The 23,217-nt window shown below is 73.8% G+C and carries 19 protein-coding genes; 15 read left to right on the forward strand and 4 right to left on the reverse strand.

What is annotated here, in order from left to right; all coding sequences use genetic code 11:
* Window positions 1-14: 14 nt before the first annotated feature.
* From lysA to thrC, 3 genes are all read left to right on the forward strand, one after another.
* Complete coding sequence (lysA, locus tag ACQUFX_RS31740) at window positions 15-1,427, forward strand: diaminopimelate decarboxylase (RefSeq protein ID WP_428963810.1); 1,413 nt, start codon at window positions 15-17, stop codon at window positions 1,425-1,427.
* 8 nt (window positions 1,428-1,435) lie between these two features.
* Window positions 1,436-2,746 carry a homoserine dehydrogenase gene (locus ACQUFX_RS31745; protein ID WP_428967139.1) on the forward strand — a complete coding sequence of 437 codons (1,311 nt, stop codon included), beginning with the start codon at window positions 1,436-1,438 and terminating at the stop codon, window positions 2,744-2,746.
* A 178-nt stretch (window positions 2,747-2,924) separates the two neighbouring features.
* A complete protein-coding gene (thrC, locus tag ACQUFX_RS31750; protein ID WP_428963811.1) occupies window positions 2,925-3,974 on the forward strand; it encodes a threonine synthase in 1,050 nt (349 codons plus the stop codon).
* Between the two features lie 68 nt (window positions 3,975-4,042).
* Here the strand turns inward: thrC and ACQUFX_RS31755 are convergent, their stop codons facing one another.
* On the reverse strand, window positions 4,043-4,639 hold the full coding sequence (locus tag ACQUFX_RS31755) for a TetR/AcrR family transcriptional regulator (RefSeq protein WP_428963812.1): 597 nt from the start codon (window positions 4,637-4,639) through the stop codon (window positions 4,043-4,045).
* A 73-nt stretch (window positions 4,640-4,712) separates the two neighbouring features.
* On the opposite strand from ACQUFX_RS31755, the gene ACQUFX_RS31760 reads away from it, so the two are divergent.
* The 8 genes from ACQUFX_RS31760 to prfA all read left to right on the forward strand — a co-directional run bounded on the left by ACQUFX_RS31760 (window position 4,713) and on the right by prfA (window position 17,538).
* On the forward strand, window positions 4,713-6,494 hold the full coding sequence (locus tag ACQUFX_RS31760; protein WP_428963813.1) for an ABC transporter ATP-binding protein: 1,782 nt from the start codon (window positions 4,713-4,715) through the stop codon (window positions 6,492-6,494).
* Between the two features lie 81 nt (window positions 6,495-6,575).
* Window positions 6,576-9,926 (forward strand): efflux RND transporter permease subunit, encoded by a 3,351-nt coding sequence (locus ACQUFX_RS31765; RefSeq protein WP_428963814.1) that lies wholly within the window; start codon window positions 6,576-6,578, stop codon window positions 9,924-9,926.
* Between the two features lie 181 nt (window positions 9,927-10,107).
* The gene (locus ACQUFX_RS31770; protein WP_428963815.1) at window positions 10,108-10,944 is read left to right on the forward strand and encodes a polysaccharide deacetylase family protein; all 837 of its coding nucleotides are present in this window, start codon (window positions 10,108-10,110) and stop codon (window positions 10,942-10,944) included.
* A gap of 11 nt (window positions 10,945-10,955) precedes the next feature.
* On the forward strand, window positions 10,956-12,203 hold the full coding sequence (locus ACQUFX_RS31775) for an MFS transporter (RefSeq protein ID WP_428963816.1): 1,248 nt from the start codon (window positions 10,956-10,958) through the stop codon (window positions 12,201-12,203).
* 191 nt (window positions 12,204-12,394) lie between these two features.
* Entirely contained in the window at window positions 12,395-13,339 is a 945-nt protein-coding gene (gene thrB, locus ACQUFX_RS31780; protein WP_428963817.1) for a homoserine kinase, read from the forward strand.
* Between the two features lie 290 nt (window positions 13,340-13,629).
* Window positions 13,630-15,699: a transcription termination factor Rho gene (rho, locus tag ACQUFX_RS31785; protein ID WP_428963818.1), complete on the forward strand. Its 2,070-nt coding sequence runs from the start codon at window positions 13,630-13,632 to the stop codon at window positions 15,697-15,699.
* Between the two features lie 399 nt (window positions 15,700-16,098).
* A complete protein-coding gene (gene rpmE, locus ACQUFX_RS31790) occupies window positions 16,099-16,323 on the forward strand; it encodes a 50S ribosomal protein L31 (RefSeq protein WP_428963819.1) in 225 nt (74 codons plus the stop codon).
* Between the two features lie 126 nt (window positions 16,324-16,449).
* On the forward strand, window positions 16,450-17,538 hold the full coding sequence (gene prfA / locus ACQUFX_RS31795) for a peptide chain release factor 1 (protein ID WP_428963820.1): 1,089 nt from the start codon (window positions 16,450-16,452) through the stop codon (window positions 17,536-17,538).
* 133 nt (window positions 17,539-17,671) lie between these two features.
* Here prfA and ACQUFX_RS31800 read toward each other — a convergent pair whose 3' ends face one another.
* Both ACQUFX_RS31800 and ACQUFX_RS31805 read right to left on the reverse strand, forming a co-directional pair.
* The gene (locus ACQUFX_RS31800; protein WP_428963821.1) at window positions 17,672-17,938 is read right to left on the reverse strand and encodes a flavin reductase; all 267 of its coding nucleotides are present in this window, start codon (window positions 17,936-17,938) and stop codon (window positions 17,672-17,674) included.
* An 8-nt stretch (window positions 17,939-17,946) separates the two neighbouring features.
* Entirely contained in the window at window positions 17,947-18,279 is a 333-nt protein-coding gene (locus ACQUFX_RS31805) for a hypothetical protein (RefSeq protein ID WP_428963822.1), read from the reverse strand.
* Window positions 18,280-18,594: 315 nt separating this feature from the next.
* Here ACQUFX_RS31805 and ACQUFX_RS31810 point away from each other — a divergent pair, with 315 nt between their 5' ends.
* Window positions 18,595-19,206: an XRE family transcriptional regulator gene (locus tag ACQUFX_RS31810; protein ID WP_428963823.1), complete on the forward strand. Its 612-nt coding sequence runs from the start codon at window positions 18,595-18,597 to the stop codon at window positions 19,204-19,206.
* 31 nt (window positions 19,207-19,237) lie between these two features.
* On the opposite strand, the gene ACQUFX_RS31815 is transcribed toward ACQUFX_RS31810, so the two are convergent.
* Entirely contained in the window at window positions 19,238-20,785 is a 1,548-nt protein-coding gene (locus tag ACQUFX_RS31815; RefSeq protein WP_428963824.1) for a GGDEF domain-containing protein, read from the reverse strand.
* Window positions 20,786-20,920: 135 nt separating this feature from the next.
* On the opposite strand from ACQUFX_RS31815, the gene prmC reads away from it, so the two are divergent.
* From prmC to ACQUFX_RS31830, 3 genes are read left to right on the forward strand one after another with little or no spacing between them, the layout of a single operon-like run.
* Window positions 20,921-21,862 carry a peptide chain release factor N(5)-glutamine methyltransferase gene (gene prmC / locus ACQUFX_RS31820; protein ID WP_428963825.1) on the forward strand — a complete coding sequence of 314 codons (942 nt, stop codon included), beginning with the start codon at window positions 20,921-20,923 and terminating at the stop codon, window positions 21,860-21,862.
* Complete coding sequence (locus ACQUFX_RS31825; RefSeq protein ID WP_067362440.1) at window positions 21,862-22,509, forward strand: L-threonylcarbamoyladenylate synthase; 648 nt, start codon at window positions 21,862-21,864, stop codon at window positions 22,507-22,509. Before prmC ends, ACQUFX_RS31825 begins: the two co-directional genes overlap by 1 nt.
* Entirely contained in the window at window positions 22,509-23,123 is a 615-nt protein-coding gene (locus ACQUFX_RS31830) for an arsenate reductase/protein-tyrosine-phosphatase family protein (protein ID WP_428963826.1), read from the forward strand. Before ACQUFX_RS31825 ends, ACQUFX_RS31830 begins: the two co-directional genes overlap by 1 nt.
* The last annotated feature ends 94 nt before the right edge of the window (window positions 23,124-23,217 follow it).

Raw genomic sequence — 23,217 nt, forward strand, 5'->3', positions numbered from 1 at the left:
GGAGGACAGGGCTGATGCGGGCACACGAGGCCGGGGCGCTGCACGGCGACCTCGGCAGTCGGGGACCGGCGTGGTTGCGTACCCCGGTCGACGTCAACGCCCTGTTGCCGCAACTGTGGCCGCGCAACGTGGCGCGGGCCGCCGACGGCGCGCTCGCCGTCGCGGGCCTCGGCGTCCGCGAGATCGCGGCCGAGTTCGGCACCCCGGTGTACGTGCTCGACGAGGACGACCTGCGGTCCCGGTGCCGGGAGTTCCGGGCCGCCTTCCCGACCGAGGACGTCTACTACGCGGGCAAGGCGTTCCTCTGCCGCGCGGTGGTCCGGATGATCGCCGAGGAGGGCATGTTCCTGGACGTCTGCACCGGGGGTGAGCTGGCCACCGCGCTGTCGGCCGGGATGCCCCCGGAGCGGATCGGGTTCCACGGCAACAACAAGTCCGTGACCGAGCTGACCCGGGCCCTGGACGCCGGGGTGGGCCGGATCATCGTCGACTCGTTCACCGAGATCGAACGGCTCACCGCGCTGGCCCGGGAGCGGGGGGTACGCCCGGCCGTGCTGATCCGGGTCACCGTCGGCGTCGAGGCGCACACCCACGAGTTCATCGCCACCGCCCACGAGGACCAGAAGTTCGGCTTCTCGCTGGCCGGCGGGGCGGCGATCGCGGCGGCGCTGCGGATCATCGACGAGGGCGTGCTGGAGCTGCGCGGGCTGCACTCGCACATCGGCTCGCAGATCTTCGACACCAGCGGGTTCGAGGTCTCCGCCCGGCGCGTGCTCGCCCTCCAGGCGCAGATCCGCGACGCGCGCGGGGTGGAGCTGCCCGAGCTGGACCTCGGCGGCGGGTTCGGCATCGCGTACACCACCCAGGACGACCCGTCCGCCCCGGCGGACCTGGCGAAGCGGCTGCGCAAGATCGTCGACGCCGAGTGCGCGGCGGAGAAGCTCGCCGTACCGCACCTGTCGATCGAGCCCGGCCGGGCCATCGTCGGCCCCGCCGTCTTCACCCTCTACGAGGTGGGCACGGTGAAGTCCGTGCTGCTCGGCACCGACGGGGACGGCACCGACGCGCGCCGGGCGTACGTCAGCGTGGACGGCGGGATGAGCGACAACATCCGGACCGCCCTGTACGACGCCTCGTACTCGGCGACGGTGGCCTCCCGGGAGTCGACCGCCCGGCCGATCCTCGCCCGCGTGGTGGGAAAGCATTGTGAATCCGGGGACATCGTGGTGAAGGATGAATTCCTGCCCGCCGACGTGCAGCCCGGAGATCTTGTTGCCGTGCCCGGCACCGGTGCCTACTGCCGGAGCATGGCCAGCAACTACAACCACGTCCCCCGGCCCCCGGTGGTCGCGGTCCGTGAAGGCCGGGCCCGCCTCATCGTCCGGCGGGAGACCGAAGAAGACCTGCTGGCATTGGATGTTGGATGACGTCACCTGTGCGCCTGGCCCTGCTCGGCTGCGGCACCGTCGGCAGCGAGGTGGTCCGCCTGCTGCACGAGCAGTCGGCCGACCTCGCGGCGCGGATCGGCGCCCCCCTGGAGATCGCCGGCATCGCCGTGCGCCGGCACGGCCGGGACCGTGGTGACCTGCCGGTCGACCCGGCGCTGTTCACCACCGACCCGCTCGCCCTGATCAAGTCCGACGACGTGGACGTCGTGGTCGAGATGGTCGGCGGCATCGAGCCGGCCCGGACCTGGCTGGTGGAGGCGCTGCGGGCCGGCAAGAGCGTGGTGACCGCGAACAAGGCCCTGCTGGCCGAGGACGGCGGCGCGCTGCACGACGCGGCGGCCGAGGGCGGGGCCGACCTGTACTACGAGGCGTCGGTGGCGGGGGCGATCCCGCTGCTGCGCCCGCTGCGCGAGTCGCTGCACGGGGACCGGATCAACCGGGTCACCGGGATCGTCAACGGCACCACCAACTTCATCCTCAGCGCGATGGACGCCAGCGGCGCCGGCTTCGCCGAGGCGCTGGAGGAGGCGACCGAGCTGGGGTACGCCGAGGCCGACCCGACCGCCGACGTGGAGGGCTTCGACGCGGCGGCGAAGGCGGCGATCCTGGCCTCGCTGGCCTTCCACACCCGGGTCGGCGCGGCCGACGTGTACCGGGAGGGGATCACCGAGGTCACCGCCGCCGACATGGCCAGCGCCAAGGCGATGGGCTGCACCATCAAGCTGCTCTGCATCGCCGCCCGGGGCACCGACCCGCAGGGCCGGGAGACGGTCAGCGTCCGGGTGCACCCGGCGATGATCCCGCTCAGCCACCCGCTGGCCAGCGTCGGCGACGCCTTCAACGCGGTCTTCGTGGAGGCCGAGGCGGCCGGGCAGCTCATGTTCTACGGCCGGGGCGCCGGTGGTGCGCCGACCGCCAGCGCGGTCCTCGGCGACGTGGTGGCGGTGGCCCGCAACCGGCTCGCCGGGGCGCGGGCGGCCAGCGAGTCCGCGTACGCCGACCTGTCGGTGCGGCCGATGGGGGAGGCGCTCACCCGCTACCACATCAGCCTCGACGTGGCCGACCGGCCGGGCGTGCTCGCCTCGGTGGCCGGGGTGTTCGCCCGGCACGACGTGTCGATCGCCACCGTCCGGCAGGGCTCGGCGGAGGCCGGCAGCGGCCGGGGCGAGGACGCCGACCTGGTCATCGTGACCCACGTGGCGCCGGACGCGGCGCTGGCCGCCACGGTCCGGGAGCTGCGTGGCCTGGACACCGTCCGCTCGGTGACCAGCGTCCTACGGGTCGAGGGCGGGGTGTGAGCGGACCCGGCGTCGGCCGGGTACGGTCCCGTCGGGCGGGTGTCCCGCCAGATGGGTAACGCTGGGTGTGCCGCCGGCCGGTCCGGCCGGCTGGTTCACCCTGGAGACGTCCCCGGGTCAGCGGGGTGGTAGGAGCACCGCCCCCGGCCAGCGGGGTGGGAGAAGCGAGGAGAGCGACATGTGGCGGGGTCTGATCGAGGCTTACCGGGACCGGCTGCCGGTCACCGACGCCACGCCCGTCGTCACCCTGCACGAGGGGAACACCCCGCTGCTGCCGGCACCGGTCCTCTCCGCCCGGCTCGGCTGCGACGTGTACCTCAAGGTCGAGGGGGCGAACCCGACCGGGTCGTTCAAGGACCGGGGGATGACCCTGGCGGTCTCCAAGGCGGTCGGCGCCGGGGACAAGGCGATCATCTGCGCCTCGACCGGTAACACCAGCGCCTCCGCCGCCGCGTACGCGGCCCGCGCCGGGATCACCTGCGCGGTGCTGGTGCCGCAGGGCAAGATCGCGCTGGGCAAGCTGGCCCAGGCGCTCGTGCACGGGGCGAAGCTGCTCCAGGTCAACGGCAACTTCGACGACTGCCTGGCGCTGGCCGGCAAGCTCGCCCAGGACTACCCGGTGGCCCTGGTCAACTCGGTCAACATCGACCGGCTGCAGGGCCAGAAGACCGCCGCCTTCGAGATCGTCGAGGCGCTCGGCGACGCCCCCGACATCCACTGCCTGCCGGTCGGCAACGCCGGCAACATCTCCGCGTACTGGATGGGCTACTCGGAGGACCTGCGCGACGGCAACGCCACCCGGGCCCCGAAGATGTACGGCTTCCAGGCCTCCGGCGCCGCCCCGATCGTGAGCGGCCAGGTGGTGACCGAGCCGTCCACGATCGCCACCGCGATCCGGATCGGCAACCCGGCGAGCTGGACCCGGGCCGTCGACGCCCGGGACGCCTCCGGCGGGCTGATCGCCGCGGTCACCGACCGGGAGATCCTCACCGCGTACCGACTGCTCGCCCGGGAGGTCGGCGTCTTCGTCGAGCTGGGCAGCGCGGCGAGCGTGGCCGGCCTGCTCCAGCAGGCGGCGGCCGGCCTGGTGCCGGCCGGCTCGACGGTGGTCTGCACGGTCACCGGCCACGGCCTGAAGGACCCGGAGTGGGCCATCACCACCGCCCCGGCCCCGATCACCATCGCCAACGACCCGCTGGCGGCCGCCCGCTCCCTGGACCTCGCCTGATCCACTGATCCACGCCGACCCGTCACCGCTGATCCACGCCAGCCCGTCAACGACCCGACAGGCACCCCTCATGTCGGGGCGGTGAATGCACGATCGTGGGGCGGTGGGGGTGCGATGGCCTTGGTCAGGGTACGGGTGACCAGGGTGAGCACCTCGTGTCGGGAGATGTCGTGTTCGGCCAGGTAGCTCCACCCGCCGTAGAGCTGCGACCAGAGGGTGCTCTGCAACCAGTCCGCGGGTAGCGCCGGGTCGATGGTGCCGTCGGCGTGGCCGCGCGCCACCATCGCGACGAAGTCGTCGTCGCAGCCCTCCTCGGACCAGTGCGGGTCGGTGATCAGTTGCGGCTCGGCGAAGATCAGTGAGAGCAGCCCGCCGAGGTCGAAGTACTCGGTGCAGAGCCGGTGGAACGCGGCGGCGCCGGTGCCCTCGTCCAGGCGGGCGCGTTCGTCGGCCCGGCGCAGCCGGGCCGCGCCCTCGGCGGAGACGGCCGCCAGCAGGTCGGACCGTTCGGGAAAGTACCGGTGCAGGGTGGTCCGGCCGACCTGCGCCGCAGTGGCGATCTCGCCGAGGGAGGCGGCGGCGTTCTGGCCGAGCACCTCGATGGCGGCGTCGAGGATCGCCTGCCGGGTGCGGGTCCGGCTACCACTCTCCGGTGAACTGACCATGGCGACAGGTTAGCAACGCCCCTTTCTGGAATTTTTGTTGCCCGGAATGGAACGTACGTGTTCCACTCCGGGGGTGACTGCCTCCACCTCGCGACGACACCTGCTGTTCGCCCTGCTCCGCCCGCACTGGCCGGCCATGCTGCTCGGCCTGCTGCTGGGTCTGGTCGCCAACGCGGCCGGGCTGGCCACCCCGCTGGTGACCAAGTGGGTGCTCGACACCCTCGGCGCCGGGGAGCCGCTGACCCGTCCGATCCTCGTCCTGCTGGCCCTGGTCGTCGTCGGGGCCGGCATCGGCCTCTGGCAGTGGATCCTGATGGGCACCGTGGCCGAGCGGGTGGTGTACGACGCCCGGGTGTCGATCGTCCGGCGGTACTTCGCCGCCCGTATCGACCAGCTCACCCGGCGACCGGGCGGTGAGCTGGTCACCCGGGCCACCTCCGACCCGGCTCTGCTGCACGAGGCGTCCGGCAGCGTCGTCGGCCTGATCAACGGCGCGGTGGCCCTGGTCGGGACGCTGGTCCTGATGGGCGTGCTCGACCTGGTGCTGCTGGGCGCGACGCTGGTCGCGGTTGTTCTGGTGGCCGTGCTGATGGGGCTGATCATGCCCTCCATCGGGCGGGCGCAGGAGGCGGCGCAGGAGTCCGTGGGCCGGCTCGGCGGCACCCTGGAGGGTGCGCTGCGCGCCATCCGTACCGTCAAGGCCAGCCGGGCCGAGCCCCGTCAGACCGAGTTGATCACCGGGTACGCCCGGGACACCGCCCGGCACAGCGTCCGGGCCGCCCGGCGGTCCGCCGTGGTCTGGACGATCTCCTGGACCGGCATCCAGGTGGCCGTCATCGTCATCCTCGGCTTCGGGGCGGCGCGGGCCGAGCGGGGGCTGATCGAGGTCTCGACGCTGATCGCCTTCCTGCTGTACGCCTTCCAGCTCATGGGGCCGATCGGCGAACTCACCCAGAACCTGACCGCGATGCAGGCCGGGATCGCGGCGGCGAGCCGGATCCGGGAGATCGAGGCGATCGAGGTCGAGCCGGCCGCCGCGCCGGGCACCCGACCCGCCCCCGACGGCGGGCCGGCGGTCGCGCCGACGCCTCGCCGGGGCGACCCGGTGCTCGTGTTCCAGGGGGTCACCGCGCGGTACACGCCGGGCGGCGACCCCGCCGTCAGCGACATCGACCTGCGGATCCCCCGCACCGGCCACACCGCTCTCGTGGGCCCCTCCGGTGCCGGCAAGACCACCCTCTTCTCGCTGCTGCTGCGGTTCCTCGAACCGGTCGACGGCGTCCTGCTGCTCGACGGTCGTCCGTACCCCGACTTCAGCCCGGCCGAGATCCGGGGCCGGCTGGCCTACGTCGAGCAGGACGCCCCGGTGGTGCCCGGGACGATCGGGGACAACCTCCGGTTCACCCACCCGGACGCCACCGAGGAGGAACTGTGGGAGGCGCTGCGGGCGGTGCACCTGGCCGACCGGGTCGCGTCGCTCGACCTCGGCCTGGACACCCCGCTCACCGCGACGTCGGTCTCCGGCGGGGAGCGGCAGCGCATCGCGCTCGCCCGCGCCGTCCTGCGTACCCCGGACGTGCTGTTGCTCGACGAGGCGACCGCGCAGGTCGACGGGCTCACCGAGGCGGCCGTCACGCGCTGCGTGCGGGAGCGGGCGGCGGTGGGCGCCGTGGTGACCATCGCGCACCGGCTCTCCACCGTCCTCGACGCCGACCAGATCGTGGTGATGGAGCGGGGCCGGATCCGGGCCGTGGGCAGCCACCGCGACCTGCTCCGCGAGGACGCGCTCTACCGGGACCTGGTGGCCGCGCTGCGGATCGCCCCCGACCCGGTGGCGGACGCCGCCGTGCACTGAGCGCCCCGCAGCCCGTGGCGGTGGCGGGGTCGGGCACACTGCTTCTGTCGAACATCCTTCTTCCAGGAGTGAGCCACGCCGATGTCGCTGCTCGCCAGATTCAGCCTCGCCAATCGAGGGCTGGTCGCCCTCATCGCGGTGGTGACCACGCTCTTCGGGGCGCTCGCAGTGCCGTCGCTGAAGCAGCAACTCCTGCCGTCGCTGGAGTTCCCGGCCGCGTTCATCGTGGCCGGGTACCCCGGCGCCGCGCCCGAGATCGTGGAATCCCAGGTCACCGAGCCGATCGAGAACAGCCTCCAGGGGATCGAGGGGTTGGAGGAGGTCACCTCGACCTCCCGCGAGGGCTTCGCCACCGTCCAGGTGCAGTACGCGTTCGGTACCGACCTGGACGACGTGGTCAACAAGATGCAGACCGCGTTGAGCCGGATCGACTCGCAGCTTCCGGAGAACGTGGACCCGCAGGTCATCGCAGGGAGCACCGACGACCTGCCGGCCGTGGTGATCGCCGCGACCACCGGCGGCGACGAGCGGGCCCTGGCCGCCCGGCTCCGCGACACCGTCGTGCCGGAGTTGGAGGCGATCGACGGGGTCCGGTCGGTGGACGTCACCGGGGACCGCGACGACGTCGTGGTGATCACCCCGGATCCGGCCAAGCTCGCCAAGGCCAAGCTCGCCCCGACCGCGATCGGCACGGCGTTGAAGAACAACGGGGTGGCGGTGCCGGCGGGTGCGGTCACCGACGGGACCAGGGCGCTGACCGTGCAGGTCGGCACCCCGATCGCCAGCCTGGAGGACCTGCGCGGGATCGCGCTCGTCTCGACCCAGCCGAAGACCGCGCCGGTGAAGCTCGGCGACGTCGCCTCGGTCGAGCAGCAGCTCGCCCCGCCCACCGCCTTCACCCGGACCAACGGCCAGGACAGCCTCGGCCTCGCGATCACCGCCGCGCCGGACGGCAACGCCGTCGAGATCTCGCACGAGATCCGGGACCGGCTCGCCGATTTGGAGACCGCGGCCGGGGCCGACCTGACGGTGGTCTTCGACCAGGCGCCGTTCGTGGAGAAGTCGATCGAGACGCTGAGCACGGAGGGCCTGCTCGGGCTGGTGATGGCGGTCATCGTCATCCTGGTCTTCCTGCTGTCGGTGCGCTCCACCGTGGTCACCGCCGTCTCCATCCCGCTGTCCGTGCTGGTGGCGCTGCTGGCCCTGTGGATCGGGGACTACTCGCTGAACCTGCTCACCCTGGGCGCGCTGACCATCGCGGTGGGCCGGGTGGTGGACGACTCGATCGTGGTGCTGGAGAACATCAAACGCCACCTGGAGTACGGCGAGCCGAAGCGGGAGGCGATCCTCACCGGCGTCCGCGAGGTGGCCGGCGCGGTGACCGCCTCCACGCTGACCACGGTGGCGGTCTTCGCCCCGATCGCGCTGGTCGGCGGCTTCGTCGGGCAGCTCTTCGCGCCCTTCGCGATCACCGTCACGGTGGCGCTGCTGGCCTCGTTGCTGGTCTCCCTGACCGTGATCCCGGTGCTGGCGTACTGGTTCCTGAAGCCGCCGGCCAGCTCCGACGCCGAGGTTCGCCGGGCCGCCGAGGAGAAGGAGCTGCGCAACCCGTTGCAGCGGGGGTACCTGCCGGTCATCGACTTCGCCACCCGGACCCGGAAGACCCGGTGGATCACCCTGGTGGCCGGCGTGGTCGTGCTCTCCGGCACGCTCCTGCTCGCCCAGCGGCTGGAGACCAACTTCCTGGACGACTCCGGCCAGGACACCCTGAACATCACCCAGAAGCTGCCGGCGGGTACCGGCCTGGCCGCCACCGACCAGGCCGCCCGCCAGGTCGAGGCGGTGCTGGCCCGCACCGACGGGGTGGAGAGCTACCAGGTCACGGCGGGCGGCGGCGACAACCCGTTCGCCGGGGGCGGCGGCAACGCGACCGCCTCCTTCTCGCTGGCGCTGGACGGCGAGACCGACGCCGCGCAGATGCGCGAGATCCTGCGCAAGGAGTTCGACGGCCTCGGCCCCGCCGCCGGGGAGATCACCTTCGGCGGCGGGCAGGGCGGCGCCGCCGCCAACGAGATCCGGGTCATCGTCCAGGCCTCGGACCCCGACACGCTGGCGCGGGCGGCCGAGGAGGCCCGCACGGTGATGGCCGGTACGCCCGACGTCGCCGACGTCTCCAGCAGCCTGGCGGAGCGGGTGCCCCGGGTGGAGGTCGTGGTCGACCGGATCGCGGCGGCCCGTGCCGGGCTCACCGAGGCGGCGGTCGGTCAACTGGTGGCGCAGGTCTACCGGGGCACCCCGCTGGGGCAGGTGTCGGTCGACGGCGGGCAGCGTCCCGTGGTGCTCGCCACCGGGGCCATCCCGCCGACCACCGTCGAGGAGTTGCGCGAGCTTCGGGTCGGGCCGGTCACCCTGGACGACATCGCCGACATCACCCAGTCGGAGGGGCCGCAGCAGATCACCCGGATCGACGGGGAACGCAGCGTCGCGGTGACCGGCACGGCGACCGGCTCGAACCTCGGCGCGACCAGTCAGGAGCTGCGGGAGCGGCTGGACGGGCTGGACGTGCCCGGGGCGACCTTCGCCCTGGGCGGGGTCAGCGCCGACCAGGAGGAGGCCTTCGCCGACCTGGGGCTGGCGGTGCTGGCCGCGATCGCGATCGTCTTCCTGATCATGGTGGCGACGTTCCGGAGCCTGGTCCAGGCGCTGATCCTGCTGGTCTCCGTGCCGTTCGCGGCGACCGGGGCGATCGGCCTGCTGCTGGCGACCGGCACCCCGATGGGCGTACCGGCGCTGATCGGTGTGCTGATGCTCGTCGGCATCGTGGTGACCAACGCGATCGTCCTGCTGGACCTGGTCAACCAGTACCGCGAGCAGGGCATGGGGGTCCGGGAGGCGGTGGTCGAGGGCGGCCGGCGGCGGCTGCGCCCGATCCTGATGACCGCGGTCGCCACGATCTTCGCCCTGCTGCCGATGGCGTTCGGGCTCACCGGCGAGGGTGGCTTCATCTCGCAGCCGCTGGCCATCGTGGTGATCGGCGGCCTGCTCAGCTCGACGCTGCTGACCCTGGTTTTGGTGCCGACGCTGTACGCGATGGCGGAGCACACCAAGGAGTCGTTCCGGGCCCGCCGGGCGCGGCGCCGCGGCGGTGCGGCCCCGGCGGGTGCGGCCCAGGACGGTGCGGCAACCGCCGGGACCGGCCCGGAGCCGGCTGCGGGCCCGGCGACGGAGCGGCCGACCGGCGAGCGGCCGACCGGTGCGCCGGAGGCGACCGCGCCGGCCCCGGTGGGGACGCCGGCCGCGACGGCCACCGACGGCGGTGCCGAGCCGGCGGCCCGGCCGGCTCCCTCCGGGGCGCTGGTGGACGGTACCGACCAGTTCGAGGTGCTCCGGCTGCCGAAGAGCCGGCAGTCGCCGTTGCCGCCGACCGAGTAGCCCGGCGGGCAGGAGCACCGCGTGGAGTAACCCGGCGGGTGAGCCCGCCGGCCCGGACGCCCCGACGGGATCACCCCGCCGGGGCGTCCGCCGTCCGTCCGGCCGGTGTCACGTCGTCACGAAGCGGGTACGCTGGGTAGTTAACTGATTGCCGAGAGTCCTGTCCGATCGGGGTGCCCAGGTGGAGCGGGAGCGGGCCGTGTCGGGCGGTGCGGGGCGGTGGAGCCGGCGTACCGTCCTGCGGCAGGCTGCGCTGCTCGCCGGGGGCGCCACCCTCGCCACCAGCGCCACGCAGGGCCCGTCCCTGCTGCGCCGGGGCGAGCCGCTGCCGGACGGTCCGGTCAGCGCCACCCTGGGCGGCCTGCGCCAGGAGGTCGGCCGGGGAGTGCTCCCGATCACCTGGGCGGGCGGCCGGGGCGGCAACCGGGTGGCGCTGACCTTCGACGACGGTCCCCGCCCACAGTGGACCCCGATGGTGCTGGACACCCTCGACCGGTACGCCGTCCCGGCCACCTTCTTCCTGGTCGGCGAGCGGGCCCGGCGGCACGCCGACCTGGTCCGGGGCCGGTTGGGCCGGCACGAGGTGGGCAACCACAGTTGGGCCCACCACGACCTGGCCCGCCTCGACGCCCCGGCGGTGCACGAGGACCTGTGCCGCGCCCACGAGGCGGTCGCCGAGGCCGCCGGCGTCCCGCCCCGGCTGTTCCGTCCGCCGTACGGCCACCTCGGCGGGGCGGTGCTGCACGCGGCCGTCCGGCTCGACTACCGGCTGGTGCTCTGGTCGTTGCAGATGGTCGAGCGGGAGTACCCCGACGACCCGGTCGGGCACGCCCGCCGGATCGTCGCCGACGTCCGGCCCGGCACCATCCTGCTCGCCCACGACGTCGGTACGCGGCGACGCCGGGTGGCGCTGGACGGGCTGCCGTTGCTGATAACCGGGCTGCGGGACCGGGGGTACGAATTCGTCACGGTGTCGCAGATGCTGCAGAACGACGGCCCGGCGGTGGCAGCCGGGTAGGGTCGGGCCACGTGGCTTCAACCGTGTCGGTTCTCACCCGGAACCGGAGCTTCCGCAACCTCTTCCTCGCCGAACTGGTGGTCTTCGGCGCCGACTGGTTCGTCATGGTGCCCCTGCTGGTGCTGCTGCCCGCGCTGACCGGCAGCGGGGTGTGGGGCGCGCTGGTACTGGCCGTGGACACCGGTGTCGTGGCGTTGCTGCTGCCGTACACCGGGACCATCGCCGACCGGTTCGACCGCCGTACCATCATGATGGCGGCGAACGGGGCCGCCCTGCTCGGCGCGTTGCTGCTGCTCGGGGTCCGCGACGCCGGGACGGCCTGGTTGGCCCTGGTCGGCATCGGCGTGATCGGGGTGGCGAAGGCCTTCTACATGCCCGCCGCCCAGGCGGCCATGCCCAACGTGCTGGAGCCGGAGGAACTCGCCGCCGGCAACGCGGTCGCCGGCTCGGCCTGGGGCACGATGACCGTGGTCGGCGCGTCGCTGGGCGGGGTGCTCAGCGCGGCGGCCGGCCCGTACGTCTGCTTCTGGGTGGCCGTGGCGGCGCTGGCGCTGGCGGCCGGGGTGACCGCGACCATCCGCCGGCCGCTCCAGGCCGGGACGGCGGGCGCCGGGGAGCGGCAACGCACCTGGGCGGCGATCCGCGAGGCGCTGGTCTACATCGGACATCGACCCCGGGTGCTGGCGTTGGTCACGGTGAAGTCCGCGGTGGGCCTCGGCAACGGCGTGCTCACCGTCTTCCCGCTGCTGGCCGGGGTGTACGGGGTCGGCGCGATGGGCGCCGGGCTGCTCTTCGCCGTCCGGGGGGCGGGCGCGCTGGTGGGGCCGATCCTGATGCGCCGGCTGCTGACCCGGCGGGCCTGGCTGCTCACCGGCCTGGCCCTGTCCATGTCGCTGTACGGGTTGTCCTATCTGGGTGCCTCGGTCGTCGACTGGTTCCCGCTGGTGCTGGTGCTGGTCTTCCTGGCCCACTTCGCCGGTGGCAGCAACTGGGTGATGTCCAACTACGCCCTCCAGGGCGAGGTGCCCGACCGCTTGCGGGGGCGGGTCTTCGCCACCGACATGATGCTCGCCACGGTGGCCATCTCGGTGAGCCAACTCGTCGTCGCCGCCGTGGTGGACCTGGTGGACGAGCGGGTGGTGCTGGCGGGGTGCGGCCTGGTCACCCTGGTCTACGCGATCGGCTGGCGGGTCGCCACCCGGGGGTTGTCCCTCACCGAGCCGGCCGCGCCGGCCGACCCGGTGCCGAGCGCCCGGTAGGTGGCCCCGGCCCCGCCCGACGAACCCGGGCCGGTGGGCCGGGCGGCGGCCGACAGCGCCCGGGTCGGTGGGCCGGGCGGTGCCCGACGGGGCCCGGGCCCGTGGGCCGGGCGGCGGCCGGTGGGCGGGCGGCGCGTCCCAGCCGGCGGGTGGCCGGTGGCGACGTCGGCGCGGAGCCCTAGCATGAGCCCGTGCCGACGACATTCGAAACCGGTCCGGTCCGGGTCCGGGTACCCGCCACCAGCGCCAACCTGGGGCCGGGATTCGACGCGCTGGGGCTCGCCCTCGGGCTCCACGACGACGTCTCCGCCGAGGTGACCACCGGGGACGTGCGGGTGGCGGTGACCGGCCAGGGCGCCGGTGAGCTGCCCGCCGACGACCGGCACCTGGTGGTCCGGGCCATGCGGGCCACGTTCGAGGTGCTCGGCGGGCAGCCGCCGGGGCTGTCGGTGGAGTGCGTCAACCGGATCCCGCAGGCCCGGGGGCTGGGTTCCTCCTCGGCGGCGATCGTCGCCGGGGTGCAGCTCGCGCGGGCCCTGGTGGTCGACGGGACGCGGCGGATGGACGACGCGGCGGCGCTGCGGCTGGCCGCCGAGATCGAGGGCCATCCGGACAACGTCGCGCCGTGCCTGCTCGGCGGGTTCACCGTGGCCTGGACCGAGGAGTCCGGTGCCCGCGCGGTCACCCTGCCGGTCGCCGGGGGCGTCCGGCCGACGGTCTTCGTGCCCGTGGAGCGGGGGCTGACCGCCGAGGCGCGGGCGGCGCTGCCGGGCTCGGTGCCGCACGCCGACGCCGCGCTGACCGCCGGCCGGGCCGCCCTGCTGGTGCACGCGCTGACCAGCGAGCCGGCCCTGCTGCTCCCGGCGACCGTCGACCGGCTGCACCAGCACTACCGCGCGGCCGGGATGCCCGGGACGTACGCCCTGGTCACCGCCCTGCGTGCGGCGGGTGTGCCGGCTGTGGTCAGTGGGGCGGGGCCGACCGTGCTGGCCTTCACCGAGCCGCCCGAGGGCTTCGAGCCGGGAATGGATTGCCAGATCTGGCGGTTGCCGATAGACGTCAGCGGTGCGCTGGTCAGCCGGGGTAGACTAGGACACGCCGAGCGGGACCCTGTTGCCGCAGGTCGGAAGAGTTGATTACGCTCTAGGCCTAGCACAGCCGCGAAGCATGCGATCTCCTGCGGGTCGGCGCACCCCCGAAGCTGTCGGCGGTCAGCCCGTCACCCCTGCCAAAGGCCCACGCCGCACCGCAGTTTCCACAGGTCGCCGCAGGTGGCGGCACCTGCCCACCGAGGTTGGTGGGTCGGGAGACCGTCCGCTGCTGTGTCACAGACTCCCGCGACGCGTCACGCGAGGCGGGTGCACCGAGGCCGCCCGGCCACCTGGTTCGACTCCGGGCAGTCCGGCCTATCGAGGGAAGGAATCCATTGAGCGACACCACCGACGTGACGTCGGATGTTTCCAACGTCGCTGGCGATGCCACCGCCGCTGCCCCCACCCGACGGCGGCGTAGCGGTACCGGTCTGTCCGCGATGCTGCTGCCGGAGCTGCAGAGCCTGGCCGCGTCGCTCGGCATCTCCGGCACGGCTCGCATGCGCAAGGGCGAGCTGATCAGCGCGATCACCGAGCGGCAGGGTGGTGCCGCCGCCGGCACCCCTCGACCGCGGGCCGAGGTCGCGGCCGCCGGTGCGGCGGCCGCCGCCCGGGAGGAGGTCCGCGCCGAGGTGCGCGAGGCCCCGCGTGCGGAGGCCGAGCGGGCCGCCGAGCCGGCTCCGGCGGAGCCGGCCGCGACCGAGACCCGGCCGCGGACCCGCCGTAGCCGCTCCGCCGCCGCTGCCGAGCGGGCTGCCGCCGTCGAGGCGCGCACCGAGGAGGTACGGGCCGAGGAGCCGGCCGCCGCCGAGCCCGCCGAGCGGGCCGACCGCGGTGAGCGGGCCGAGCGGGCGGACCGGGCCGAGCGGGGCGACCGGGCCGAGCGGGGCGACCGGGCCGAGCGGGGCGACCGGGCCGAGCGCGGTGACCGGGCCGAGCGCGGCGAGCGCAACGAGCGCGGTGACCGGGGCGAGCGCAACGAGCGGGCCGAGCGCGGCGAGCGGGCCGAGCGCGGCGACCGCAACGAGCGCGGCGACCGGGGCGACCGTAACGACCGGGACCGGGACCGTAACGACCGCGACCGGGACCGTAACGACCGGGACCGCAACGACCGTGGGCAGCGCGCCGAGCGGGACAACGACGGCGACGACGACGGCGAGGGCGGCGGCCGGCGGGGCCGGCGCAGCCGCTTCCGCGACCGGCGGCGCGGCCGTGGCGACCGTGCCGAGGGCGTCGAGGGCGGCGGCGGCCGGGAGCCGCAGGTCAGCGAGGACGACGTGCTCGTCCCGGTGGCCGGCATCATCGACGTGCTGGACAACTACGCCTTCGTCCGGACCACCGGCTACCTGGCCGGCCCGAACGACGTGTACGTCTCGATGTCCCAGATCAAGAAGTACGGCCTGCGCCGGGGCGACGCGATCACCGGTGCGGTGCGCGCCGCCCGCGAGGGCGAGCAGCGGCGGGACAAGTACAACCCGCTGGTGCGGCTGGACACGGTCAACGGCATGGAGCCCGAGGAGGCCCGCCGCCGTCCCGAGTTCTACAAGCTCACCCCGCTGTACCCGCAGGAGCGGCTGCGGCTGGAGACCGAGCCGCACATCCTCACCACCCGGGTCATCGACCTGGTCACGCCGATCGGCAAGGGCCAGCGGGCGCTGATCATGTCGCCGCCCAAGGCCGGTAAGACGATGGTGTTGCAGGCGATCGCCAACGCGATCACCCACAACAACCCGGAGTGCCACCTGATGGTGGTCCTGATCGACGAGCGGCCCGAAGAGGTCACCGACATGCAGCGGTCGGTGAAGGGCGAGGTCGTGGCGGCCACGTTCGACCGCCCGCCGCAGGACCACACCACCGTCGCCGAGTTGGCGATCGAGCGGGCCAAGCGCCTGGTCGAGCTGGGCCACGACGTGGTCGTGCTGCTCGACTCGGTGACGCGGCTCGGTCGGTCGTACAACCTGGCGGCGCCGGCCAGCGGCCGGATCATGTCCGGTGGTATCGACTCGACGGCGCTCTACCCGCCGAAGCGGTTCCTCGGCGCGGCCCGCAACATCGAGAACGGCGGGTCGCTGACCATCCTCGCCACCGCCCTGGTGGAGACCGGTTCGGTGATGGACACGGTCATCTTCGAGGAGTTCAAGGGCACCGGTAACGCGGAGCTGAAGCTGGACCGGAAGATCGCCGACAAGCGGACCTTCCCGGCCATCGACATCCACACCTCCGGCACCCGTAAGGAGGAGATCCTGCTCGCGCCGGAGGAGTTGGCCATCACGCACAAGCTCCGCAAGGTCCTGCACTCGCTGGACTCGCAGGCGGCGCTGGATCTCCTGCTGGACCGGCTCAAGCAGACCCGGACCAACATCGAGTTCCTGATGCAGATCGCCAAGTCGGCGCCGGGCGAGTAGCCCGTCGCAGCACCCGAGGAAGGGGCCCGGCCGTTCGCGGCCGGGCCCCTTCCCGCTGCTCAGGCCCGCTGCCTGGATTCGGTCGATTCGGTCTCGGTGTCCGGGCCGGGTCCCTGGCCGGGAACTGCCCCCGGTGTCCCGTCCGACCGCCGTCGGTGCCGGCCGGCGTGGCGATGAGACGGGTCACCCCGGTCACGGTCATGGTCCGGGCCGGGCCGGGAATGCGAGTGGTCCGGAGCGTGTTGGGGGGGCTGTGCGGCCCGGTTGCCGGGTCGGCGCAAGCCCGTGGCACACTGGTCAATCGGCCACCGGTTCCGGTTCACGCCCGTCCCGACACACATTGTCGGGGGCACCTCACCCGGGCGACCCGGCGACCATCCACGAAAGGACCGAGGCGACATGAAGGCAAACATCCACCCGGAGTACGTGACGACCCAGGTCACCTGCTCCTGCGGCAACTCGTTCACGACCCGCAGCACCGCCAAGGGCGGCACGATCCACGCCGAGACCTGCAGCGCGTGCCACCCGTTCTACACGGGCAAGCAGCGCGTGCTCGACACCGCGGGCCGGGTCGCGAAGTTCCAGCAGAAGTACGCCAAGGTTCAGGCCAAGAAGGCCAAGTAACACGCGCGTCAGGCGCCCGCGTCCGGTTTCCGCCGGGCGCGGGCGCTACTTTCATGCCTGCCGGTTCCACCCCGATTTCCATGTCTGCCCGGTTCCACCCTGATCGTGGTCGAAGGAGCATCCCGCATGAGCAGCGAGCGCCTGGCCGCCCTCCTCGACGAGTACGCCGAGCTGGAGAAGCGCCTGGCCGACCCGGAGCTGCACACCGACCAGGGCACCGCCCGTCGGGTCGGCCGCCGGTACGCCGAACTGGTCCCGCTGCACAAGGCGGCCGGTGAGCTGGAGCAGGCGCGCGCCGACCTGGTCGCGGCGAGGGAACTGGCCGCCGAGGACCCCTCCTTCGCCGCCGAGGCCGAGTCCATCGCGGCGACCCTGCCGGCGCTGGAGGAACGCCTCGCGGAGCTGCTGATCCCGCGTGACCCGCACGACGCCAAGGACGTGATCGTCGAGATCAAGGCCGGCGAGGGCGGTGAGGAGTCCGCCCTGTTCGCCGGGGACCTGCTGCGGATGTACACCCGGTACGCCGAGCGGCGCGGCTGGGTCACCGAGGTGATCGACGCGCAGGACTCCGACCTCGGCGGGGTCAAGGACGTCTCGCTGGCGATCAAGTCCAAGGGGGTGCCGGAGGGCGGCAGCGGCGTCTGGTCCCGGCTCAAGTGGGAGGGCGGGGTGCACCGGGTGCAGCGCGTCCCGGTCACCGAGTCGCAGGGGCGGATCCACACCAGCGCGGCCGGCGTCCTGGTGCTGCCCGAGGCCGAGGACGTCGACGTCACCATCGACCCGAACGACCTGCGGATCGACGTGTTCCGCTCGTCCGGGCCGGGCGGTCAGTCGGTGAACACCACCGACTCGGCGGTCCGGATCACCCACGTGCCCACCGGCATCGTCGTCTCCTGCCAGAACGAGAAGTCCCAGCTCCAGAACCGGGAGCAGGCGATGCGGATCCTGCGGGCCCGGCTGCTGGCCGTCGCCCAGGAGCAGGCCGACGCCGCCGCCTCGGACGCCCGCAAGGCCCAGGTCCGGACCGTGGACCGCTCGGAGCGGATCCGCACCTACAACTTCCCGCAGAACCGGATCACCGACCACCGGATCGGCTACACCGCGTACAACCTCGACCTGTCCCTCGGCGGTGACCTGGACGGCGTCCTGGACGCCCTCGCCGAGGCCGACCGCGCCGCCCGCCTCGCCGGCTCCCCCGACCTCGCCCGCCGCTAGGGTTGTAAGGAAGGGCCCCCTGTTAACGCTTTCGGTAGAGGAAGGGCCCCTTCTTAACCACGCCGACCGGGGCGCGGTGGCGAGTGGGCGCGGTGTGCACGCCGCCCGGATCAGCGGCCGGCGGGCCGGCCCGCTACCCGGTCGGGCGGGCCCAGGCCACGAAGCGACGATCGAGCAGCGCGGGCGGGGCCGGTTGGCCCAGCCCGGTGAGGTGCACGGCGGCCTCGTCGCGCAGCGCCGCCAGGTGGTCCAGCAGCCCGGCCCGGTCCTCGCGGTACTCCCCGAGGAGCCGCAGCTTCGCCGCCGAGCAGGGCCAGGCGATGCCGCAGCCCTCGCAGCGCCAGGTCGGACGGGTCGGCAGGTGGCCCCAGCGGCGGCTGCCGTACCGGCGTTGGTTCACGCGGCGACTCACGGCTCGGCCCGCGCGGCGCGACGGCGGGTCGGCGTGTTCCCACCGGCGGGGCGGGGCACCTGCTGCGCGGTCGCGCGCCGGGCGGCGACCCGGCGGGACGCCGACGGCGGGTCGGTCTGTCGGACCATGCCGGCGGGCATGACGTACAGCTCGCGGCGGGCGACCGCGTCGCCCCGGGCGTCGAGCTGGTAGCAGTCGATCCAGGTCCAGCCGTGGTACGTGGGCCAGTCGGCGTGGTGGCGGATCACCCGGACGGTGATCGGGCGGGCGAACTGCACGCTGGCCGCCCTGGTCAGCAGGAACACGTCGCCAGGTCGGATGGACGTCATCGGGCTCCCTGATCCAGTGGTGGCGGGTGCCCGCGAACCCGGTGGGAAGCTGTCACGGTTGGACGGAAGTCCCTCTGTCGGTCGCGCCGCACGTACGGAACGTTGCCAGCGTGTCGCGGACGGTTGAACCGCCGGGATGGGATCATCGGGGGACGTCTTCGGGAGGTCCCCGCGATGCCAAGAAACGAAGCCCTCCGGCAGGCGCTCGCCGTGGCCGGTATGACCGTCGGCGACCTGGCCGCGCGCTGCGACGTCGACCCGAAGACCGTCGAGCGGTGGGTCAGCCGGGGTCGGGTCCCACACCCGCGTTCCCGGGTGCGCGCTGCCACCGTACTGAGGAAAGATGTAGATGTGTTGTGGCCCGATGTCGTCCGGCGCGCGGTCAAGCTGGGAGCCGACCGCGAGATCGTCGGTGTCTATCCCCGTCGTTCCGACCTACCGCGCTCACTCTTCGGCGACCTGATCGGCCGGGCCGGGACGCGGCTGTGGTTCGGTGGGTACACGAGTTACTTCGTCTGGCTCGAAGCTGCCGGGGCGCCCGCCATTCTGGGGGCCAAGGCCGATGCCGGGGCGGACGTCCGGTTCCTGCTGGGTGATCCGGCGAGCGTCGTCACGGCCGAGCGCGAGCGGGTCGAGGCGACGCCGTTGACCCTCTCGACGCGCATCGCGATGAGCCGGGCCGAGATCGCGAAATCACCGTCGGCCCTGCCGGTTCGGCTCTCCGACCGGCACATCGCCATGTCCGTCTGGATCTTCGACGACGAGGCGGTGGTGGCCACCCACATCGGTGCCGGTCTGGGTCAGGACTCGGTGACCCTGCACCTGCGCCGACGCGGCGCGGGCGGCCTCTTCGACCGGTACACCGAGCACTTCGAGGCGCTGTGGGCGGACGCCGCACCCGCCGACCGAGTCGACCTCGCCACGTAGCCCCGGCTGCCGTCGACGGCGGTGGGCCGGGTCAGGGGGTACGGGACGGGGGTTTGGTGCGCAGCATGGCGCGGTCGGCCTCCTCGAAGGCGGCGTGCAGGGCGCTGCGCAGTGCCGGCCCGGAGCCGCTGACCTCGGCGAAGCCGACACTGACCCCGACCGGGGTGCCGGGGACCAGGGACTCCCAGTCCTCGGTGCGCACCGCCGCGCCGATCCGGCGGCCCACCTCGGCGGCCTCGGTCATCCCCGCACCGGCCAGCACCACCACGAACTCGTCCCCGCCGTAGCGGGCGACGAAGTCGCCGCGTCGCATCACCCGGTTGATCACCCCGGCGACCCGCTGGAGGACCAGGTCACCGGAGTGGTGGCCGTGTCGGGTGTTCACCGCCTTGAAGCCGTCGAGGTCGCAGACGCCGATCACCACCCGCTCGCCCCGGCTCACCGTCGCCGCGATGTACCGCTCCAGCCGGCGCCGGTTGGGCAGCCCGGTCAGCGGGTCGGTGAGCGCCTCGCCCTCGTACCGGGCGGCCTCGCGGCGCATCTCCTCGTGGTCTATCCGGGCGGCGACGCCGTCGATGTAGACGTCGCGGAGCCGGTCGTTGCGGTGCGCGGCGAGCCGGAACGCCAGCCGGTCGGCCTGGTGCGCGGCGGCGTGGTCCCCGGCCCGGCCGAGCGCGATGCTGCGTAGCCGGGCCGGCTCGGCCGCGCCCAGCGTCTCGTTGGAGACCCGGGCCCGGTCCAGCCGGGTGACCGCCTCGATCGGCCGGCCGCCCGCGACCGCCAGGCAGGCCTGCCCGAGTTGGCGCATGTCCCGGGCGCGGGCACTGTCCCCGCCGTAGCCGAGGAGCCGGATCGGGTCGGCGTCACCCCGGGTGGCCGGGTCACCGAGGGCGGCCCGGCGGGCGGCGGCGTACCCGTACGCGGCCAGGCTGCTGGGCCGCAGCGAGTCGGCGCGGCCGGCGCCCAGGTACCGCTCCAGGTCGACGGCGATGTCGCGGAGCACCCGCAGGCAGCCGTCGCTGTCGCCGTTGTGGTCGAGGGCGAGCGCGTTGCGCAGCCGGATGCCGGGGGCGGCGAAGGTCTCCTCCGGGATGCCCACGCTGACCCCGAGTTGTCGGGCCCGCTCGATCGCGCCCAGCGCGTACCCGTGGAAGCCCAGGTACGAATAGGCCATGGCGAGGTCGTGCCAGGCCCAGGCGGTGTCCCGGTCGGCGTCCCCCACCGCGCCGAGCGCGCGGGCGGCCCGGACCAGGTGGGTGACGCAGCGGTCCAGCGCGCCCTGGTGCTGTGCGGCGAGCGCGGCCAGCGCGTCGAGGTGCCCGTGCAGGTAGGGCTCGGGGAGGTCCCGGACGGTGCCGGAGGCCTCCTCGATGGCCCGGGTGAATTCCGCCGTGCGACCGAGATTGATCAGCGCCGACAGGCGTTGCACCAGCGCGTCCGCCCGCGCGTACGGGTCGGTGGTGGTGCGGATCACCTGGTCCAGGATCGTGTACGCCTCGGCGGAGCAACTTGCTTCCTGCAAAGACCGGGCCTGCGTGAGCGCATCAACCTGGTCGGTGACCCGGTCGAGCCAGCCCACCCGCACCCCTCTCGTCGGTGTGTGCCCGCGCCCGCCGATTCGCCGCGGACGCTCCGGACCCATCATGATTATCCCGTGACGGCCGGTCTTGGACACCCCCCGAGGGGTACGGAACCGCAGCGACCCTCGGCGGCGGTGGCCGCGGCGGCCCGGGAGTTGGCCGCGGCCGGCGTCGAACCGGCCCGGGTCGAGGCGGAGTTGCTCGTCGCCCACGTGCTCGACGTGCCCCGGGGGCGGTTGGCGCTGGCCGACCCGCTCGGTCCCGACCAGCTCGCCCGGCTGCGTGAGCTGGTCCACCGCCGGGCGGCCCGGGAGCCGTTGCAGCATCTCACCGGCCGGGCCGCGTTCCGGCACCTGGAACTCGCGGTCGGTCCGGGGGTGTTCGTGCCCCGACCGGAGACGGAGCTGCTGGCCGGCTGGGGGGTCGACCGGGCCCGCGCCGCGACCGCCACCCGCCCGGCCGCCGCCCACCAGCCAGCCGGGGCCGGTGGGGGAGTGGCCGGACCCCTGGTGGTGGACCTGTGCAGCGGGTCGGGCGCGATCGCCCTCGCGGTCGCCCAGGAGGTGCCGACCGCCCGGGTGGTGGCGGTCGAGCGCTCGCCGGAGGCGCTGGTCTGGCTGCGGCGCAACGTGGCGGAGCGGGCCGCCGCCGGGGACCGGCCGGTGGAGGTGGTGGTCGGCGACGTCACCGACCCGGACCTGCTCGCCGGGCTCGCCGGCACCGTCGACGTGCTGCTCTGCAACCCGCCGTACGTGCCCCGGGCGGTGGCCGTACCCCCGGAGGTGGCCGGCCACGACCCGGACGAGGCGGTCTTCGCCGGCGCCGACGGCCTGGCGGTGATCCGGCCGCTGGTCGCGGTGGCGGCGCGGCTGCTGCGCCCCGGCGGGGGGTTGGGGGTGGAACACGACGACAGCCACGGTCGGATCGTGCCGGACCTGTTCGCCGCCGACGGGCGGTTCACCGCCGTCGGGGACCACGCGGACCTCGCCGGGCGGCCCCGGTACGCCACCGCGTCCCGCCGGTCGGACGCCAGCCACGGTGCCGGGGGCACGACGTGGCAGACTTTCTCCTCGTGATGCTCTACGACTGCCGGTCGCCCGCCGATCGGGACCGCGGCGTCGCCGCGGCCATCGAGGCGGTCAAGAACGGCGAGCTGGTCGTCCTGCCGACCGACACCGTCTACGGGATCGGGGCCGACGCCTTCGCCCCGTACGCGGTGAAGGCCCTGCTCGACGCCAAGGGGCGGGGCCGGCAGATGCCGCCGCCGGTGCTGATCGGCTCCCGGCACACCCTCGACGGGCTGGTCTTCACCCTGCCCCAGGCGGCCCGGGACCTGGTCGAGGCCTTCTGGCCGGGGCCGCTGACCATCGTGATCGAGCACTCGCCCAGCCTCCAGTGGGACCTCGGCGACAAGACCGGCACGGTGGCGGTCCGCATGCCGTTGCACCCGGTGGCGTTGGAGGTGCTGCGGGAGACCGGGCCGATGGCGGTCTCCTCGGCGAACAAGACGGGGCAGCCGGCCGCGACCACCGCCGAGCAGGCGCGTGACCAGCTCAGCTACTCCGTGCGGGCGTACCTGGAGGCCGGGCCGTGCCCGGACCCGGTGCCCAGCTCGATCGTGGATCTCACCACCGAGGAGCCGCAGCTCCTGCGGGCCGGGGCGATCCCGCTGGAGAAGCTGCGGGACGTGGTGCCGGACATCGTCGAGAGCCGGGTGGGGTAGTGCCCCCGTTCACCGTCCTGCACGTCTGCATGGGCAACATCTGCCGTTCCCCGATGGCCGAGCGGCTGCTGGCCCGCGAGGTGCAGGAACGGTTGGGCCGGCAGGGGCCGACCGACCCGGGCCGCGCCGACGAGCTGGTGCACAGCCACAGCGCGGGTACCGGCGGGTGGCACGCCGGCGAGGAGATGAACCCGCCGGCGGCCCGGCAGGTCACCGCGCGCGGCGGTGACGTCGCCGGGTTCGCCGCCCGCAAGCTGCGCTCCGACCAGATCGACGCGGCGGACCTGGTCCTCACCGCCACCGCCGACCAGCAGGAGTACGTGGTGGCGCTGCGGCCGGACGCCGCCGCGCGCACCTTCGTGCTCGGCGAGTTCGGCCGCCTCCTGGCGACGGTGGACGCCGGCGGGTTGCCGCCGGCGGCGGCGACCCCCGACGCGGTGTACGCCCGGGGGGTGGCCCTGGTCGACGCCGCGCACGCGGCCCGCGAGGGTGCCGCCCCGCTGCCCGCTGACGACCTGGACGACCCGTGGGGACGGGGCGACCAGTGCTTCCACCGGGTCGCCGACGAGATCGAGGAGACGGTACGGCCGCTCGCGGCCGTCCTGCTGCCCTGATCCGGGGATACCGTCCCCCGAAAGCGTCCTTCGTGCGAGTTTTCTCCGGGTTTGTAGCCATTCCGTCGTGAGTGCGGCTTCCTTCTGGTCATGC

The sequence above is a fragment of the Micromonospora fluostatini genome (assembly GCF_050410825.1).
Taxonomy (GTDB): domain Bacteria; phylum Actinomycetota; class Actinomycetes; order Mycobacteriales; family Micromonosporaceae; genus Micromonospora; species Micromonospora rosaria.